Consider the following 18,331-nt stretch of genomic DNA (forward strand, 5'->3'; position numbering starts at 1 on the left):
AACGATAAAAAGTAGTGAGTAAATCATGCACATTGAACCAACCGAATCTTCGTCCAACCCATTCGAACCGATGGATGCCGCCCGCGAAAGCCGCTCCGACCAGTTGCGCGATGCGCTGGAAGAAATGATCGTCAGCGGCTTGCTGCGCCCGGGAACCCGGCTTGACGAGCAGGCCCTGATCCAGCAATTCGGTGTCTCGCGCACGCCCATGCGCGAGGCCATCAAGGCCCTGGTGGCGACCGGTCTGCTGGAGGTGCGCCAGCGCCAGGGCGTGTGGGTGTCGGTGCTGTCTATCCCCAAGTTGATGGAAATGTTCGACACCATGGCCATGTTCGAGGGGATGTGCGCCCGCTATGCCGCGCGCCGCGCCACGCCTGACGAGATCGCGCAGTTGCTGGATATCCAGAAGCGCCTGGAGGCCGAGATCGTCAATGCCGACCCCGAGAAGTTCTACGCCATCAATGCCGAATTCCATGACGCGCTGTACCACGCATCGCATACCGAGTTCGTGGTGGACCAGACGCGCCAGTTGCGCCGTCGTGTATCCATGTATCGCAAGCACGTGACCTATCTGCCAGGTCGCATGCAGGCCACCCTGGTCGAGCATGCGCAGATCATCGCGGCGATCCAGGCCAAGGACCCGAAGGCCGCTGCCGCTGCGGCGTCGGACCACGTGAGCCTGCTGGGTGACGACATGATCGACTTCATTGCGCAGCTGCCGCGCATCATGAATCCGGATCAGTGACAGCGGCACAGACAACTTTCAATCGCTAACAAAATACGGATGGAACAATCATGATGGATTTGCAATTGACGGGTAACAAGGTGCTCATCACCGGCGCTTCGCAGGGGATCGGCGAAGGGCTGGCGCATTCGTTTGCCGAAGAGGGATGCGACCTGCACCTTACAGCGCGTTCGGAAGACAAGTTGAAGGAAATGGCGGCCGAGCTGATCGAGCGCTTTCAGGTGAAGGTTACCTATACGGCGGCCGACATGACCGCCGCCGGCGCCTGCGAGAAGATCGTCGACGAGGCGGGCGACATCGATATCCTGATCAACAACGCGGGCGTCATCCCCAGCGGCACGCTGTTCGATATCGCGCCCGAGAAGTGGCGCGACGGCTGGGCGCTCAAGGGCTTCGGCTATGCCGACATGATCCGCCTGGTGTATCCGAAGATGAAGCAGCGTGGCGGCGGCGTCATCCTCAACAACATCGGCAACGGCGGCGAGGTGTGCGATCCCAACTATATCGAAGGCGCTGCCGGCAACGCGTCGATCATGGCCATGACGCGCGCCCTGGGCGGTGTCAGCCTGGACGACAATATTCGCGTGGTGGGCGTCAACCCGGGCCCGGTCGACACCACCCGCATCTACAACATGCTCAAGAAGTTCGCCCAGAACAAGCTGGGCGATGCCGAACGCTACGACGAATTGCTCGAGAAGTATCCGTTGAAGCGCCCGGCAAAGGTGCACGAGATCACTGACCTGTTCCTGTTTCTGGCTTCGTTCCGCTCGGGCTATACGTCCGGCACCGTATTTACGGTCGACGGTGGCATCGCCTCGCGTCGCAGCGTGGTGTAACAGCGAAAAGTTTAACGACGAACCATCGCAGGACCCTTCCAGAGGGGCCGTAGAGACGGCTCCATGGACAAACTTCGCCTCGACGTTTAGGAAAAACCATGAAGACCTTTGAGATTCGCAACCAGTACTTCGACAAGCTGTGCAACACCGAGGGCTTGATGTGGCTGGGCCAGAACACCAACCACTATGCGCCGCATTCGTCGGTGCGCGAGGCCGTGATCAAGGCCATCGACAGCGGCGAGTATCACGCCTATGCGCCACCGGCCGGTTTCGAGGAACTGCGCCGTCTGATCCGCGAAGACATGGGCATCCCCGAGGCATCGGTGCTGGTCACCGATGGCGCGGTCGAGGCGCTGTACAACGTCTGCAGCAACATCTGCAAGCCCGGCACCGACTTCGTCACCACCAATCCCAGCTGGGCGTGGCCGATGCACTTTGCCCGCAAGGCCGGCGCCAACGTGATCGAGTTGCCGATCTACAGCGCCGAGCAGGGTTACAAGCTGACGGTGGAACAGTTGCGTGCCGCCGTCAATGAAAACACCCGCGTGATCTACCTGGTCGATCCTAACAACCCATTGGGTACCTGCCATACCGAGGAAGAGATCCGCGCCTTCACCGAGATCGCCCGTTCGGTCGGCGCCTACCTGATCCACGATTCGACCTACAGCAGCTTTGCCGAGAGTTTCACGCCGGCCTTCCGGTTCTACCCCGAGAAGTCGATCCAGATCTACAGCTTCTCGAAGTGGCTGGGCCTGGCGGGCATGCGCCTGGGCGCGGTGCTGGCGCACGCCGACATCATCGAGCTGCTGGCCACTGCGCCGCCGAACAACCTGGGCAGCAACGTGCTGTCGCAGCGGGCCGCGATTGCCGGCCTCAAGAGCAAGGCCGAGTGGTTCCCCGAAATCTGGCGTCGCCAGCGTCGCAACCAGCAGGTGGTGGCCGAGGCGGCATTGAAGATTCCTGGCTTTGCGGTGCCGGTCTATCCGTCCCAGGCCAACCTGCTGATCATCGAGACCATCGGCGCAGGCATCAAGCCCGAAGCGTTGGTGGCGGCTTACCAGACGCGCGGTGTGATGATTCGCCAGGGCGCTTACCACACCAAGATGTTTGGCGATCGCTTCGTCAAGGTCAGCCTGACCGTGCCGGAGGAATGGGCCGATCGTTTCTGCGATCTGTTGCCCGAGATGGTCGAGCTGGCACGCACCATCGACGTCCCCAAAGACCTGTTCTGAACGGAGCCGACATGCCCATCATTACCACCAGCGACCAGGTCGAGCTGTTTGTCGAGGAAGCCGGCAGCGGCGAAGCCATCGTTTTCGTCCACGAGTTCGGCGGCGACATGCGCAGCTGGGAACCGCAGGTGCGTTATTTTTCGCGCCGCTACCGCTGCATTACCTTCAACGCCCGCGGTTATCCGCCGTCGGCCGTGCCGGACAACATCGACGCGTATTCGCAGCGTCGCGCGGCCGAAGATATCCGCGATGTCCTGGATTCCCTCGGTATCGATAAGGCGCACATCGTCGGCTTGTCCATGGGCGGGTTCGCGACGGTGCACTTCGGCCTGATCGCGCCGCAGCGCGCGTTGTCGCTGGTGGTGGCGGGCGCCGGTTATGGCGCCGAGAAGGAACACGAAGACTACTTCCGCGACGTCTCGCTGGAAGTGGCGGCGCAGTTCGAGAAACAGGGTGCTGAACAGTTTTCCAAGACGTATTCGCTGGCGGCTTCGCGCATTCCTTTCCTGCAGAAGGACCCGCGCGGCTGGCAGGAATTTCAGGATTACCTGTCGCAGCACTCCGCGTTCGGCTCGGCCATGACCATGCGCGGGGTGCAGGCGCGCCGGCCGTCGCTGTACGATCTGGAGGCCGAACTGAAGGCCATGCCGGTGCCGACCCTGATCGTGGTGGGCGATGAAGACGACCATTGCCTGCAACCGGGCATCTTCATGAAGCGCGCCATTCCCGCGTCGGGTCTGGCGGTGATGCCCAAGGCCGGGCATACGCTCAACCTGGAAGATCCGGCCTTGTTCAACCAGCTGGTGGCCGAGTTCCTGGCCAGCGTGGCGCAGAACGCCTGGCTGCCGCGCGACCCGCGCTCGCAACCATCGCAGATCATGAAGACATCATGAGCAGGGTCTCCGCACAGGTGTCCGAACAACGGCTCTGGCAGCGTCACGAGCAATTGGCGGCAATCGGTCGCACCGAGCATGGCGGGGTCAACCGGCAGGCGCTGTCGGCTGAAGACTTCGTCGCCAGCCGGCAATTGATCCAATGGGGGCAGGCGATCGGCATGCATGCGTCGCGCGACGCAGCAGGCAATGTCTTCCTGAGGCTGGCCGGCAGCGATCCTGATGCGCCGGCGGTGATGTCGGGTTCGCACCTGGACAGCCAGCCGACCGGTGGCAAGTACGACGGCGTGTATGGCGTGCTGGCGGCGCTGGAAGCCTGCGAGGCGATTCATGCGGCGGGCATCACGCCCCGTCGCAGCATCGAAGTCGTGGCCTGGATGAACGAAGAGGGTTCGCGCTTCGCGCCCGGCATGATGGGTTCGGCCGTATTTGCCGGCGCCCGTGGCCTGGGCGATATCGAGCCGGTCGTCGATGGTCGCGGCATCAGCGTCAAGCGCGCGTTGGCCGATGCCGCCGTGGCGCTGGACGATGTGGCACTGCGTCCGGTGGGCGGCAAGCTGGCCGCCTATGTCGAGGCGCATATCGAGCAGGGGCCGCTACTGGAACGCAACGGCACCACCATCGGCGTGGTCACCGGCATCCAGGGCAAGCGCACCTTCCAGGTCACGGTACAGGGCGAGGCGGCGCATGCCGGCACCTCGACCCGCGCCGAGCGACGCGACGCCTTGCTGGCCGCGCTCGATATAGTGCGGGCGCTGACGCAACGGATGCACGACGCCGAGGATATCGTTAAATTTACCGTGGGCCGTTTCACGGTGACGCCCAATGCGCCATCGGTGGTGCCCAGCAGCGTCACGTTCTCTATCGACTTGCGGCATCCGGAGTCGGCGCTGCTGCGTGAACTGGGCGATGCCATCGACGCCATTTGCCAGGCCAATGTCGGGGTGTGCGAGGTGTTGGTCAAGGAATTATCGACGGCGATGTCGCTGGAGTTTCCGGACGCCATGCGCGAGCTGATCCGCTCGGCGGCGGATACGCTTGGCGTGACCTGGCAGGACATCTTGTCCACTGCCGGACACGACGCCAGGTATCTGCATGAGGTCTGTCCATCGGCGATGATCTTCATTCCCTGTCATCTCGGGATTACCCACAATGAAGCCGAATCGATCACGTCGGCCGATGCGGCTGCCGGGGCGCGGGTGTTGACGGAAGTGTTATTGAAGCTGGCAGACGGTCATTCGATAGAGTCGCCTCCGTCGCCCTGACGAAAGTCAGGGTCCAGCGTCTTTCGGCGGACTGGTGGCATTACCAAAGTCACTGGGTCCCGGCCTGCGCCGGGACGACGAGGTTGGTTGTACCTAAGCGTTTTCCCCTATCACCGTCGTCCTGACGAAAGTCAGGACCCAGCGTCTTTCAGCGGACTACGAGGCATCACTAAAGTCACTGGATCCCGGCCTGCGCCGGGACGACGAGGTTGGTTGTACCTAAATTTTCCCCCACCACCCCACCTTCGTCACTGCGAAGAAAACCCCCCACCCAGCGCAGCACGAATGTAATCGATGAACTCGCGCACCGGGCGCGAGATGTACGGGCTGTATGGACGGATGACATACAGCCGGTCGCCGAAGGTGCCCACCGACGTCCAGTCCGACAGCACCGTCACCAGCTTTCCGCTGCGCAAATCCTGCTGCGCCGAGAAGTCGGGCAGCAGGGTGATCCCCAATCCAGCCAGCGCGCACTCACGCAAGGCCTCGCTGTTATTGGTGGCCATCGGGCCGCGCAGCGGCACGCTCACCTGCTGGTCGCTACGCCCGCGATGCGCGAAGCTCCACATCGGGACTTGCCCGCGACGCAGGTAGTGCAGGCATTCGTGCTCTGCCAGTTCCTGTGGCGTGGCGGGAGTACCGCGTCGCTTCAGGTAGGCCTTCGAGGCCACCAGCACGGCACGCGTTTCGCACAAGGTCCAGGCGACATGGGTATCCGGCACCGAATTGCTGTGCCGGATCGCCAGGTCGAACCCCTCCTTGGCCAGCGAGACCAACTGGTCACTCAATTCGAGTTCGATGCGTACATCGGGAAACTGCTGCAGGAAAGCCGCCAGGCGCGGCACGATCTGTTGCCGGCCCAATGCCACCGGCGCGCTCACCTTGACGATGCCGCGCGGTTCGCGGATCGAATCGCACAGCTCCTGGAAGTTGCGGTCGATCCCTTCGTAATACGCCTTGTTGGCTTCGATGAAGCGCATGCCCTCGGCGGTGAGGCGCACGCTGCGGGTGGTGCGTTGCACCAGCTCGATCTTGACCGCCCGCTCAAGCTCGGCAATGCGCTGGCTGACGGCGCTTTTAGTTACCCCCAGGCGCGTGGCGGCGGCGGTGTAGCTGCCCATCTCGCCCAGCACGATCAAGGTGAAGATATGACTCCAGAGGGGCTCGCCGTTTAATTTATCCATAAACGCTATTGTTCATAAAATTTAACAATGAATCAAATTTTAGAATATTGAGTTGATGGCGCAAAAGAGACATTATTCGTCATCACCCTCACATCGGAGACATGTCAAATGAACAAGATCGCAGCATACGCATCGTCGCAAGCAGTCGAACACTATATCGATGGCCAGGTCGTGGCCGGCGCCAGTGGTCGTTCGCAAGACGTCTTCAATCCCGCCACCGGCGTGGCTGCCCGCAAGGTGGCCCTGGCCGCGCCCGAGGAAGTCAATGCAGCGGTACGCTCGGCCGTCAAGGCAGCGGCGGCCTGGGGCGACATGGCGCCGGTGCGGCGCGCGCGCATCGTCAACAAGTTCCTGCAGCTGATGAACGAGCGCAAGGATGAGCTGGCTGCGATCATCACCGCCGAACACGGCAAGGTGTTTTCGGACGCGCAGGGCGAAGTGGCGCGCGGCATCGACATCATCGAATTTGCCTGTGGCATCCCGCAACTGCTCAAGGGCGATTTCTCGGACCAGGTCAGCACCGGCATGGATAACTGGACCCTGCGCCAGCCGCTGGGCGTAGTGGCCGGCATCACGCCGTTCAACTTCCCGTGCATGGTGCCGTGCTGGATGTTCCCGGTGGCCATCGCCGCTGGCAACGCATTCATCCTCAAGCCCAGCGAGCGCGATCCGAGCGCCAGCATCTTCATGGCCAAGCTGTTCACCGAAGCCGGGCTGCCGCCAGGCGTGTTGAACGTGGTGCAGGGTGACAAGGTAGCCGTGGACACGTTGCTCGAGCATCCTGACGTGCAAGCCATCAGCTTCGTCGGCTCGACCCCGATCGCACGTTACATCGGTGAGCGCGCCACGCATTTCGGCAAGCGTTACCAGGCACTGGGCGGCGCCAAGAATCACCTGGTGGTGATGCCCGACGCCGATCTCGAACAGGCCGTCGATGCACTGATCGGCGCGGCCTACGGATCGGCCGGCGAGCGCTGCATGGCGATCTCGGTGGCGGTCCTGGTGGGCGATGTGGGCGAACGCCTGTTGCCGATGCTTACCCAGCGCGCACGTCAGCTCAAGATCGACAACGGCATGAATCCTGAAGCCGAGATGGGCCCGGTCATCACCCGTGAAGCGGTGCAGCGCATCGAGTCCTATATCGCCTCGGGCGTGGAGCAGGGCGCCAAGCTGATCCTCGATGGTCGCAACCACAAGGTGGCCGGTCATGAGGGCGGCTACTTCGTCGGCGGCACGCTGTTCGACCATGTCACGCCAGAGATGAAGATCTACCAGGAAGAAATCTTTGGCCCGGTGCTGTCATGCACCCGCGTGTCCAGCTTCGATGACGCGGTCAACCTGATCAACAAGCACCAGTTCGGCAACGGCGTATCGTGCTTCACCAGCGATGGCGGCGTGGCGCGTGAATTCGGTCGTCGCATCCAGGTCGGCATGGTCGGTATCAACGTGCCGATCCCGGTGCCGATGGCCTGGCATGGCTTCGGCGGCTGGAAGTCGAGCCTGTTCGGCGATACCCATGCTTACGGCGAAGAAGGCGTGCGTTTCTACACCCGCCAGAAGTCGATCATGCAACGCTGGCCCAACAACATCAAGAAGGGCGCTGACTTCGCCATGCCGACGGCAAACTAAGTCAAATCGGCCCGAGGGGCCGATGCGTTAACGTTATTGCGAACGGGCCCTCAGGGGCCCGTTTTGCATGTGCCTCAGGACATCGCCTGCAGCGTGGCCGCTTCGTCGAAGACCTCACTGCCCGGATTGACATAGACCCGGGGCGAAGCGCCCAGTCGGGCCGACAATTCCTGCGCCAGTTCGAGCAGCTTGCCCCGCAGTACGGCGCTGGCCGCGGGATCGAACCGCAACGACAAGCCGAAGATCGTCATCGCACCGACCAGCCGGTCGCCGGCGCCGAAGACCGGCGTCGACATCGACGACGAATGTGCATTGTTGATGCCGACCGAGATGGCGACATATCGCCCGCCCGAACGCGCGGCGTTTCCCGGCACCGAGAAGAAGCGCAATACCTGGGACGCAGACGTCTGGTCGAGCGCAAACAGCGAACCGGCCTTGACCGTGGCCTTGACCGACTCGGGTGACTCGGCGGCGTACAGGCAGAGCCGCTGGTCTTGCTGGGATATATAGAAGGCCGTGCTTTCGCCGGTTTCCTTCACCAGCTTTTCCAGCGTCGGCATGATGAAGTCGGCATAGTCGAAACGCGCCTCGAAGGCTTTGCCTAACTGATATGCCTTGGGGCCAAGCTGGTACGAGCTGTCGGCGCGCTGGATCACGAAGCCTTGCTTGATGAACGACATCAGGTAACGATGGATCACGCTCTTGAACAGACCGGTGCGTTCTTCCAGCTCGGACAGCCCGAAGCGCTCGGGCGCGTCGATGAAGGCGGCCAGGATGGCCAGGCTGCGTTCGGCGCCCAGCACGGTACGATCAGGCGGGTTCTCCTGGTCCTTCAGCTTCGATTTCGGGGACTCATTCAGCATTTTCATCAATTGATTTCGTTTTTCGCATTTGTGGTGAGCGTATCACTTTTTATCCCTCTTGCAGCGCACCAGAAACAGGCTTTTGAAGCCCGTTTCTGCACCCCAAAGGTGAGCCTGGGGGCGCTTGGCAACGATTCTTGCACTGCATCGATGCATCCCTTAAGTGATTGAAAAATAACGATAAAAACTGCTTGTTATGAAATCATAACGCCATTATGATTTATTTCAGAGATTGTTGAAACTCACCACCGGGAAAGGATGGAACATGAAACTGGCACTCATCAAGAAGACGCATCTGGGCATGGCAGCAGCCCTGTTTTCGTTGGCTTTTTCCACCGCCGCACACGCTGATCGACTGGCCGATATCAAGGCCCGCGGCACCCTCATCTGTGCCACCTTGACCAGTAGCGAGCCGGTCGGCTTTGTCGACCCGCAAACGCGTCAGGTGGTCGGCTTCGACGTCGACATGTGTGCCGGCGTGGCGCGTGAGCTGGGCGTGAAACTGGAACAGAAGGGTGTGTCCGTCGAGGCGCGGATTCCTGAGCTGACGCTGGGACGGGTCGACCTGGTGGTGGCCGCACTGGGCTACACCAAGGAACGCGCGCAACAGATCGATTTCAGCTCGATTCATTACCAGACGCCGATCAAGCTGGTGGCCCATGCCGATGGTCCTTTCAACAAGATCGAAGATATCGCCGAAAAGCGCATCAGCGCCAACAAGGGCTCGACCCCAGAACTGTATGCCCGTCGCCAGTTTCCGAAGGCCACCATCCTGACCTTCCAGGATAGCCCGGCTGCCTTCCTGGCGCTGGCGCAGAACAAGGTGCAGGCACTGGCGATCTCGCAACCATCGGGTGTGCGCTTCGTCAACGAAGGCAGCGGCAAGTACAAGTTCCTGGAAGGCGCGCTCTACTTCGAGCCGACCGGCATGGGCATCAAGAAGGGCGAGCCGGCACTGCTGGCTGCCGTCAACGAAGCGCTCGAGAAGATGGAAAAAGCCGGCGAGATCGACAAGAACTGGAACAAGTGGTTTGGCCCCGGCACCAAGTACAACATCGTGCGCGAGAAGAAGCTGACCCCGGTCAGCGCCTTCGAGTAAGCCTGACGCTCGCATGCAATAACTCAATGGGACGCCGTCGCTTCGGCGTCCCCAGGGGCCTCTGCCGCCCTGGCACTAGCGGGAATTGTTTCGCGTTCGATGGGCGCGGCAGGCAGAACCCGCAGGAAGGAAATCAACATGCATCTCGATTTCAGTGCGGTCTTGCAAGGCCAATACCTGGACTGGCTGATCAAGGGCGCCTTGACCACCTTGTGGCTGTTCGCCACCGCCTGGGTGTGCGCATTCGTGCTGGCCGTCATCCTGGTCGCGCTGCGCATGCTGCACCTGCGCCCCCTCGAATGGCTGATCTCGGCCTTCGTCAATTACCACCGCAACGTTCCCGGCCTGGTACAGATCTTCGTCTGGTACTTCGGCATTCCCGAACTGCTGCCGGCGGTGATCACCGATTTCATCAATAACCATAACGGCGAATTCATCTTCGCCCTGATTGCGATCTCGCTCAATTCGGCGGCCTATATGTCGGAAGACCTGCGTAGCGGCATGCGCTCGGTCGCCGGCACCCAGCTGGAAGCGGCGCGCGCGCTCGGGTTGAACTATGTGCAGTCGATGCGCGACGTGCTGCTGCCGCAGGCGATCCGCATCTCGGTGCCGCCGCTGGTGAACCAGTCGCTGAGCCTGTTCAAGTCCACCAGCCTGGCCATGGCCATCGGCGTAGCCGAGATGACTTATTCCAGCCGCCAGATCGAAAACGAAACCTATCGCACCTTCGAGACCTTTGCGCTGGCATCGGCCTTCTACCTGCTGATGTCGTGGACCATCATGGCCGTCGGCGCCTATTACAACAACCGCAATCTGAAGTCGGGGGAGCGTTGAAATGATCAGTGATTTCACTTCCATCCTGTCGACCTACGGCTTGCAGTTGCTGATCGGCGAGTTCCCGCACGGCTCGCTGGGCGGCCTGGCGCTGACCCTGATCCTGGCGGTCACCGGCCTGGTGTGCGCGTTTCCGCTGGCGGTGCTGTGCGGCATCGCGCGCACCAGCAGCATCAGGTGGATCGCCGCGCCTGCCGCGATGCTGGTCCACACCGTGCGCGGACTGCCGGTATTGATGCTGATCTTCTGGGCTTACTTCATCGTCCCGCTGCTGACCGGCAAGTCGATCTCCGGCACCACCACCCTGATCTGCGCGCTGATCGCGTATGAGACCGCGTTCCTGGGCGAGGTGATCAAGGCCGGCATCCAGGCCATTCCCAAGGGCCAGGTCGAGGCCTCGCGTTCGCTGGGCATGAGCTACTTCAAGACCATGCGCGAGATCGTGTTGCCGCAGGCGATGTTCAACATGATCCCCAGCATCCTGAACCAGCTCATCTCGCTGATCAAGAACACGTCGCTGGCCTACATCATCAGCGTCAACGAGCTGACCTACGCCGCCTACCAGGTCAATGCCCAGCTGCTGACCAAGCCGTTCCAGGTTTATTTCCTGCTGGCGCTGATCTACTTCGCCATCTGTTATGCGCTCAGTTCGCTGGTCGGCGTGGCCGAGCGCCGCATCAAAAACAAACGTCAATTCAGGAGTGCGTGATGATCCGATTCAATAACGTCAACAAGTGGTACGGCGACTATCACGCCCTGCGCAATGTCAGTGAAGAGGTCAAACGTGGCGAAGTCGTCATCGTCTGCGGCCCCTCCGGCTCGGGCAAGTCGACCCTGATCCGCACCATCAACCGGCTCGAGCCGATCAACGACGGCAATATCTATGTCGATGGCCAGGATGTCCATGGCAACGGCGTCGACATCAACAAGCTGCGCAGTCGCATCGGCTTCGTGTTCCAGTCCTTCAACCTGTTTCCGCACATGAGCGTGTTGCGCAACGTGATGCTGGCCACCATGCGGGTGCTGAAACTGTCCGAAAAGGAAGCCCGCGACACCGCCATGGCCCTGCTCGACAAGGTCGGCCTGGCCAACAAGGCCGATGCCTTCCCGGGCCAGTTGTCGGGCGGCCAGCAGCAACGCGTAGCGATTGCCCGTGCGCTGGCGATGAAGCCGCCGGTGATGCTGTTCGACGAACCGACTTCCGCGCTCGACCCCGAGATGGTGGGCGAAGTGCTGCACGTCATGAAGCAGCTTGCCGCCGAAGGCATGACCATGGTCTGCGTCACCCACGAAATGGGTTTTGCCCGTGAAGTGGCCGACCGCCTGATCTTCATGGCCGATGGCGAAGTGCTCGAACGCGCCACGCCACAGGATTTCTTCGAGCGGCCGCAGCATCCGCGTGCGCAGAAATTCGTCGCCGATATCCGCCACGCCTGATTACCGAACCCCATTCCGACCGACATCAACGAGACCACCATGGCATTCATCTCAGATTCCCTTTCCCGTATCAAACCGTCGGCGACCATTGCCGTCAGCCAGAAGGCACGCGAGCTGGCAGCGCAGGGGCGCAACGTCATCGCCCTGAGCTCCGGCCAGCCCGACTTCGATACCCCGGACAATATCAAGCAGGCCGCCTTCGAGGCGATCCGTCGTGGCCAGACCAAGTACACCGCCGTGGCCGGCATCACCGAGTTGCGCGAAGCCGTGGTGGCCAAGTTCAAGCGCGAGAACCAGCTCGACTACACGGTGGCGCAGACCATCGTCTCCAACGGTGGCAAGCAGGTCATCGCCAATGCCCTGATGGCGACAGTCAACCCGGGCGACGAAGTCATCGTGCCTGCGCCGTACTGGGTGTCGTATCCGGAATTGGTCGCCCTGTGTGGCGGGGTGCCGGTGTTTGCGCGCGCCAGCCGTGCCAACAATTACAAGCTGCGTCCGGAAGAACTGGAAGCGGCGATTACCCCCCGCACCAAGTGGGTCATGTTCAATTCGCCGTGCAACCCGAGCGGTGCCGCCTACACCCGGGCCGAACTGGAAGCCTTGGCCGAGGTGCTCAAGCGCCATCCGCACGTGTGGATCCTGGCCGACGATATCTACGAACACCTGGTCTATGACGGTTTCCAGTTCACCACCCCGGCGCAGATCGCGCCCGAGCTGGTCGAACGCACGCTGACCATGAACGGTGTCTCGAAGGCCTACGCGATGACGGGTTGGCGTATCGGCTACGCCGCCGGTCCGGTGCAACTGATCAAGGCGATGGAAAAGATCCAGGGCCAGTTGACCTCGGGCGCCTGCTCGGTGTCGCAATGGGCGGCAGTGGAAGCGTTGAACGGTTCGCAGGATTACATCCATCACAGCCGCAAGGTGTTCCAGGAGCGTCGCGACCTGGTGGTGTCGATGCTGAACCAGGCGCCTGGCCTGGATTGCCCGGTGCCCGAGGGCGCGTTCTATGTCTTCCCCTCGTGCGAGGCCTTGCTGGGCAAGCGCACCGAGAGTGGCAAGAGCATCGAGACCGACGAAGACTTCGTGTCCGAACTGCTGGACGCCGAGGGCGTGGCGCTGGTGCACGGTAGCGCTTTCGGCCAGGGGCCTAATTTCCGCCTGTCGTATGCCGATTCGACCGAGCGCCTGCGCGATGCCTGCACCCGCGTGCAGCGTTTCTGCAGCAGTCTGCGGTAACTTTTTCGCTAGCCAGAGGAGAGCATCGTGTCCGTGGGATTTCGTATTTTCGAACGTCAGCGCAAGGTCGCCGACGATGTCGTACAAAAGTTTGCCGCCATCCCGGTGGCCAACATCAGCGATTCGATGTCGCGCATGTCGGCCGGCGGTGCACGCCTGCGCGCGCTGCATCGCGGCGCCCGACTGGCCGGCGCCGCCATCACCGTCAAGTCGCGTCCGGGTGACAACCTGATGGTGCACAAGGCGCTCGACATGGCCGAGCCGGGCGACATCGTGGTGGTCGACGCCGGTGGCGACCTGTCCAATGCGATCATCGGCGAACTGATGGTGGCGCTGGCGATCCAGCGCAAGCTGGGCGGCATTGTCATCAACGGCGCCATCCGCGATCTGGATGCGATCCAGAGTGGCGACTTTCCGGTGTTTGCCGCCGGCGTGACCCATCGCGGCCCCTACAAGGACGGCCCCGGCGAGATCAACGTGCCGATCGCCATCGATGGCATGGTGGTGCGTCCCGGCGACCTGATGGTCGGCGACAGCGACGGCCTGCTGTGCGTGGCATTCGAAGACATCGATGCGGTGTATGCCGCCGCCAAGGCCAAGAACGACGCCGAGGCAGCGCAGATGGCTGCCATTGCAGCCGGCACCAGCGACCGCAGCTGGGTCGAGAAGTCGTTGCAAAAGCTTAACTGCGAGTATGTCGGCGGGCGCTGATCAGGCTTCGCCGCACCTGCATGTGCGCCAGGCATGGCTGGCACTGCGGCAAGAGGAAGCACTTGAGCCGGAATTGCCGATCATCGATGCCCATCATCACTTATGGGATCGACCGACCGGGCGCTACCTGCTCGATGAACTGTCGGCCGATCTGGGCGCTGGCCACAATGTTGTCGGTACCGTCTTCGTGCAATGTCGCACCATGTATCGCCAGGATGGTCCGCTGGCGTTGCAGCCGGTCGGCGAGGTCGAATTCATCGATGGCATCGCGGCAGAATCGGCCTCGGGTCGCCATGGCCCGGCCCGGGCCTGCGCGGCCATCGTCGGCTTTGCCGACCTGATGCTGGGCGAGGCGGTGGCGCCGGTGCTGGACGCGCTGGCTGCCGCCGGCAATGGACGCCTGCGCGGCATCCGCAACACCACCGCCTGGCATGGCGACGCCGCGATCCGCAGCAATCCCGTGCCGCCCCCGCCGGGGCTGTTGCTGGAGCCGAAGTTCCAGGCCGGCGCCCGCAGATTGCCGGCGCATGGCTTGACGCTGGACGTCTGGGCCTATCACACCCAGCTCGACGAAGTCCTGGCACTGGCCCGCGCCTGTCCCGATACCACCATCGTGCTCGATCATGTGGGCGGCCCGCTCGGCGCCGGACCCTACCGGGGACGACAGCAGGAGGTCTATCGCCACTGGCGCGCCGCGATGCAGAACATCGCGGCGCAACCCAATGTGTGCCTGAAGCTGGGCGGCCTTGGCATGCCCATCGGCGGCTGGGATTTTCATCTGCTTGAGATGCCTCCCGCTTCCGAGGTGCTGGCAACGGCGTGGCAACCCTGGATCGAGACCGCCATCGAATTGTTTAGTCCACAGCGCTGCATGTTCGAAAGCAATTTCCCGGTCGACAAGGGCATGTTCGGTTATGTCAGCGTCTGGAACGCATTCAAGCGACTGACTGCGATAATGTCGCCTGTGGAGCGCAGTTGCCTGTTCAGCGGCACCGCGCAAAAGATTTATCGCATATAACAACGGAAACAGCAGAGGGTGACAGTGCAAGCAAAGATCAGCGCCATGCAAGACATCGACGGCCTGCCGGGCAGGCAGCGTATTCTGGCCATCGCGACGGTGGTCCTGGCGGTGGCGATTGCGGTGATGGATGGTTCGATTGCCAATCTGGCCCTGCCGACCATCGCGCGCGACATGATGACCACCGAGGCCGATGCCATCTGGATCATCAACAGTTACCAGATCGCGCTGGCCGTGTTCCTGCTGCCGCTGGCCTCGCTGGGCGAAGTGGCCGGATATCGCAAGGTGTACCTGACCGGCCTGGTGCTGTTTACCGTCGCCTCACTGGCCTGTGCGGCCAGCGACACCATGCTGCAATTGAGCCTGGCACGGGTGCTGCAGGGCATGGGCGCGGCTGGCATCCTCAGCGTCAATACGGCGCTGATCCGCTTCATCTACCCCAGCCGCATGCTGGGCCGCGCCATCGGTTATAACGCGCTAGTGGCAGGCACGGCCACGGCGCTGGGGCCGACGGTGGCGGGCGCGATCCTGCATTTCGCGTCCTGGCACTGGCTGTTCCTGATCAACATTCCATTGGGTTTTGTTGCGTTCTTCATCGGTATCCGGGCGCTACCGTTCAATCCACTGTCCAGTCGCCAGTTCGATCACAAGAGTGCGGTGGTGTGCATGCTGTTCGTGGGCCTGCTGCTGTACACGATAGATGCCATCGGCCACGTCGAAGGCTGGTCGACAGTGCTGGTGTGCGCGGTGCTGACGGTGATCAGCCTGGTGGTGCTGTTGAAGGTGCAGAGCACATCGGCGCCGATGCTGCCGCTGGATTTGCTGCGCATCCCGCTGTTTGCGTTATCGATCGGCACCTCGTTCTGTTCGTTTGCGGCGCAGATGGCCAGCTTCGTGATGTTGCCCTTCATGTTGCAGAACCAGCTGGGCATGGGCGCCGGTCGCGCCGGCCTGCTGCTGACGGCGTGGCCGATTGCGGTGGCGCTGACCGGCGTGATCGCCGGCAAGCTTTCCGACCGTTTCTCGGCCGGGCTGCTGGGAGGATGTGGTCTCGCGATCATGAGCATCGGCCTGCTGATGCTGCTGATGGTGGGGCAGGGCACGCCGGACGGCGTCATCGCCGCCATCTTTGCCGTGTGCGGTTTCGGCTTCGGCCTGTTCCAGTCGCCCAACAACCGTACCATCATCAGTTCGGCGCCGCGTGCGCGCACCGGCGGCGCCAGCGGCATGCTGGGCACCGGACGCCTGATGGGGCAGAGCCTGGGCGCCTCGGTGGTGGCGCTGTTGCTGACGGTGTCGTCGGCCCCGTATCAGCTGGTGCTGGTCTGTTCGGCGGCGCTGGCCGGCGCCGCCTGCCTGGTGAGCCTGTCGCGCATCCGGTATCACGGGCAGTGATCGGATGACCTGGCGCGCTACGGGCGCTACAACGATCTAGACCTTGGTGGCCGGATGTTGCGCCAGCGGCACGAATTTACCCGAGGCCGCATCCAGCGCATCGATCGAACCCGATTCGATATCGTAGACCCAGCCATGCAGGGTGACCCGGCCTTGCGCAAGCGCCACGGCCACCGATGGGTGGGTGCGCAGGTTGTTCAACTGGGCGATCACGTTTTCGCGGACCATGCCATCGATGCGTTCGGGTTCGGTGGGGTGATTGCGTGACTCGTTGATCATGCGGGCGGCATCGGCGTAGTGCAGCCAGTGCTTGACCGCCGGCATGTGGTCCAGGCAGGCGCAGGTGGCGACTGCCTTCATGGCGCCGCAGTCGGAGTGGCCGCAAATGACGATATCGGACACCTGCAAGGCCGACACCGCGTATTCGACGGTGGCGCTGACGCCGCCCGGCTCGGGGCCGAACGAGGGCACGATATTGCCGGCATTGCGAATCACGAACAACTCGCCCGGCTCACGTTGCGTGACCAGTTCGGGCACCATGCGGCTGTCTGAACAGGAAATGAAGAGCGCCTTGGGCGTCTGGCCGCTGGCCAGGGTCTTGAACAGTTCCTTGCGCTCGGGGAACACCTCCTGCTGGAAGCGCAGGAATCCACTGATGATGTCTTGCATGGCGGAAATTATAACGAAATGAGGGATGGCGCATTATCGCCTGCATTTGCCACCGACAGGCAAGTCACATGCGGGCGGATGAGCGACAATCCACTGTGAAATCTTTCCAGGTCCTTGTGAGCGGGGCCTGAAGACAACCGTGGGAGTCCCCTGATGAGCGACATACAGCAACGTATCAGTAGCAGCTTCAACGCCCAGGGCCTGATGCAGACGCTGGGCGCCCGACTGGCGTTGGTGGGCGACGGCGAAGTGCAGATCGAACTGCCTTTTTCAGCGCACCTGAGCCAGCAGCATGGCTACCTGCACGCCGGCGCCACCACCAGCATTCTCGACAGCGCCTGTGGTTACGCGGCCTTGACGAAGGCGCCGCCAGGGTGCGAAGTGGTGAGCGTTGAATTCAAGATCAACCTGCTGCGACCGGCCATCGGCGAGCACTTCGTGGCCATCGGCCGGGTGCAGAATGCCGGCAGGACGCTGATCATCTGCAACGGTGAGGTGGTGGCGATCAAGGATGGTCAGCGCAAGGTGGTGGCGCTGATGCAGGCGACCATCATGGCGGTGGCCGTGTAGGTCAGTTCTGGCCCAGCGCGCGATACAACTCGTTGGCCCGCGTCAGGTGCGCGCGCATCGCTTCGGCGGCGGCGTCGCCGTCGTGCGCGGCGATCGCGTCGACGATGCGCTGGTGCTCGGCCAGCGTCAGCTCTTCGGCGCCGGGCGCCCGCACCAGCGTGGCGTAGAACTCGCTGGCCCACTTGAACATGGACTCCACCACCGATGGAAAAATGGGATTGCCGCTGATGTCGGCGATCTCGCGGTGAAACGCCATGTCGCGTTCGATGAACTCTTCCAGATTGACCATCGAGGCCCGATGCTCGGCAATGGCCTGCCTTAGCCGCGCCACCTGCTCATCGGTGGCGCGCTCGGCGGCCATGCGGGCGGTGCTGGTTTCGAGAAATACCCGCGCCTCTTTCATGTGCCTGAGCATGTCGGGTTTGGTGCGCAGCAGGTGCTGGGCGCCAGCCGTGATCTGGGCGATCAGCCGATCAGCGGTGGGATCGACCACACGCGCCCGCTCGCCGTGAGCGATCTCGACAAAGCCGGAGCGCTGCATGGCCTGCAAGGCCTCGCGCACGGCCGGGCGACCGACGCCGTATTGCTCCATCAGCTCACGTTCGGACGGCAGTTGCGAGTCTGGTGGAAATTCACCCGCATGGATGCGGTCCATCAGCCGTTCCAGCACTTCCTGGTATAACTTGCGTCGTTGTATCGGTTCCGGCAT

The 18,331-nt window shown here is 62.4% G+C and carries 19 protein-coding genes; 15 read left to right on the forward strand and 4 right to left on the reverse strand.

All coding sequences use genetic code 11. The features are described from left to right. The first annotated feature begins 25 nt into the window (after nt 1-25). The 5 genes from LBW87_RS19495 to LBW87_RS19515 all read left to right on the forward strand — a co-directional run bounded on the left by LBW87_RS19495 (nt 26) and on the right by LBW87_RS19515 (nt 4,971). Complete coding sequence (locus LBW87_RS19495; RefSeq protein WP_225203127.1) at nt 26-745, forward strand: GntR family transcriptional regulator; 720 nt, start codon at nt 26-28, stop codon at nt 743-745. A 53-nt stretch (nt 746-798) separates the two neighbouring features. Further along, nucleotides 799-1,581: an SDR family oxidoreductase gene (locus LBW87_RS19500; protein ID WP_225203219.1), complete on the forward strand. Its 783-nt coding sequence runs from the start codon at nt 799-801 to the stop codon at nt 1,579-1,581. Nucleotides 1,582-1,679: 98 nt separating this feature from the next. Beyond that, nucleotides 1,680-2,813 (forward strand): pyridoxal phosphate-dependent aminotransferase, encoded by a 1,134-nt coding sequence (locus tag LBW87_RS19505; protein WP_225203128.1) that lies wholly within the window; start codon nt 1,680-1,682, stop codon nt 2,811-2,813. Nucleotides 2,814-2,824: 11 nt separating this feature from the next. Next, the gene (locus LBW87_RS19510; protein WP_225203129.1) at nt 2,825-3,706 is read left to right on the forward strand and encodes an alpha/beta fold hydrolase; all 882 of its coding nucleotides are present in this window, start codon (nt 2,825-2,827) and stop codon (nt 3,704-3,706) included. Continuing rightward, entirely contained in the window at nt 3,703-4,971 is a 1,269-nt protein-coding gene (locus LBW87_RS19515; protein WP_225203130.1) for a M20 family metallo-hydrolase, read from the forward strand. Before LBW87_RS19510 ends, LBW87_RS19515 begins: the two co-directional genes overlap by 4 nt. Nucleotides 4,972-5,219: 248 nt before the next feature. Here LBW87_RS19515 and LBW87_RS19520 read toward each other — a convergent pair whose 3' ends face one another. Beyond that, entirely contained in the window at nt 5,220-6,155 is a 936-nt protein-coding gene (locus tag LBW87_RS19520; RefSeq protein WP_225203131.1) for a LysR family transcriptional regulator, read from the reverse strand. A gap of 108 nt (nt 6,156-6,263) precedes the next feature. Between LBW87_RS19520 and LBW87_RS19525 the strand changes: the two genes are divergently transcribed. Beyond that, nucleotides 6,264-7,784, forward strand: coding sequence for a CoA-acylating methylmalonate-semialdehyde dehydrogenase (locus tag LBW87_RS19525; protein WP_225203132.1), 1,521 nt, complete (start codon nt 6,264-6,266; stop codon nt 7,782-7,784). 74 nt (nt 7,785-7,858) lie between these two features. Here the strand turns inward: LBW87_RS19525 and LBW87_RS19530 are convergent, their stop codons facing one another. Next, nucleotides 7,859-8,653 carry an IclR family transcriptional regulator gene (locus tag LBW87_RS19530; protein WP_225203133.1) on the reverse strand — a complete coding sequence of 265 codons (795 nt, stop codon included), beginning with the start codon at nt 8,651-8,653 and terminating at the stop codon, nt 7,859-7,861. A gap of 259 nt (nt 8,654-8,912) precedes the next feature. Between LBW87_RS19530 and LBW87_RS19535 the strand changes: the two genes are divergently transcribed. The 8 genes from LBW87_RS19535 to LBW87_RS19570 all read left to right on the forward strand — a co-directional run bounded on the left by LBW87_RS19535 (nt 8,913) and on the right by LBW87_RS19570 (nt 16,383). Beyond that, on the forward strand, nt 8,913-9,746 hold the full coding sequence (locus tag LBW87_RS19535) for an ABC transporter substrate-binding protein (RefSeq protein WP_225203134.1): 834 nt from the start codon (nt 8,913-8,915) through the stop codon (nt 9,744-9,746). 138 nt (nt 9,747-9,884) lie between these two features. After that, on the forward strand, nt 9,885-10,580 hold the full coding sequence (locus tag LBW87_RS19540; RefSeq protein ID WP_225203135.1) for an amino acid ABC transporter permease: 696 nt from the start codon (nt 9,885-9,887) through the stop codon (nt 10,578-10,580). Nucleotide 10,581: 1 nt separating this feature from the next. Next, complete coding sequence (locus LBW87_RS19545; protein ID WP_225203136.1) at nt 10,582-11,289, forward strand: amino acid ABC transporter permease; 708 nt, start codon at nt 10,582-10,584, stop codon at nt 11,287-11,289. After that, nucleotides 11,289-12,017: an amino acid ABC transporter ATP-binding protein gene (locus tag LBW87_RS19550; RefSeq protein ID WP_225203137.1), complete on the forward strand. Its 729-nt coding sequence runs from the start codon at nt 11,289-11,291 to the stop codon at nt 12,015-12,017. Before LBW87_RS19545 ends, LBW87_RS19550 begins: the two co-directional genes overlap by 1 nt. A 39-nt stretch (nt 12,018-12,056) precedes the next feature. Continuing rightward, a complete protein-coding gene (locus LBW87_RS19555; protein WP_225203138.1) occupies nt 12,057-13,259 on the forward strand; it encodes a pyridoxal phosphate-dependent aminotransferase in 1,203 nt (400 codons plus the stop codon). A 27-nt stretch (nt 13,260-13,286) separates the two neighbouring features. Continuing rightward, on the forward strand, nt 13,287-13,970 hold the full coding sequence (locus LBW87_RS19560) for an RraA family protein (RefSeq protein WP_225203139.1): 684 nt from the start codon (nt 13,287-13,289) through the stop codon (nt 13,968-13,970). Further along, on the forward strand, nt 13,954-14,988 hold the full coding sequence (locus LBW87_RS19565; RefSeq protein ID WP_225203140.1) for an amidohydrolase family protein: 1,035 nt from the start codon (nt 13,954-13,956) through the stop codon (nt 14,986-14,988). Before LBW87_RS19560 ends, LBW87_RS19565 begins: the two co-directional genes overlap by 17 nt. Nucleotides 14,989-15,033: 45 nt before the next feature. Then, a complete protein-coding gene (locus LBW87_RS19570; RefSeq protein ID WP_225203141.1) occupies nt 15,034-16,383 on the forward strand; it encodes an MFS transporter in 1,350 nt (449 codons plus the stop codon). Nucleotides 16,384-16,419: 36 nt separating this feature from the next. Here LBW87_RS19570 and LBW87_RS19575 read toward each other — a convergent pair whose 3' ends face one another. Next, nucleotides 16,420-17,052 (reverse strand): carbonic anhydrase, encoded by a 633-nt coding sequence (locus tag LBW87_RS19575; RefSeq protein WP_225203142.1) that lies wholly within the window; start codon nt 17,050-17,052, stop codon nt 16,420-16,422. Between the two features lie 153 nt (nt 17,053-17,205). Here LBW87_RS19575 and LBW87_RS19580 point away from each other — a divergent pair, with 153 nt between their 5' ends. After that, the gene (locus tag LBW87_RS19580) at nt 17,206-17,622 is read left to right on the forward strand and encodes a PaaI family thioesterase (RefSeq protein WP_225203143.1); all 417 of its coding nucleotides are present in this window, start codon (nt 17,206-17,208) and stop codon (nt 17,620-17,622) included. A gap of 1 nt (nt 17,623) precedes the next feature. Here the strand turns inward: LBW87_RS19580 and LBW87_RS19585 are convergent, their stop codons facing one another. Continuing rightward, nucleotides 17,624-18,331, reverse strand: a complete 708-nt coding sequence (locus tag LBW87_RS19585) for a transcriptional regulator NanR (protein WP_225203144.1) — start codon at nt 18,329-18,331, stop codon at nt 17,624-17,626.

The sequence above is a fragment of the Herbaspirillum sp. alder98 genome (assembly GCF_020179755.1).
GTDB lineage: Bacteria > Pseudomonadota > Gammaproteobacteria > Burkholderiales > Burkholderiaceae_D > Herbaspirillum.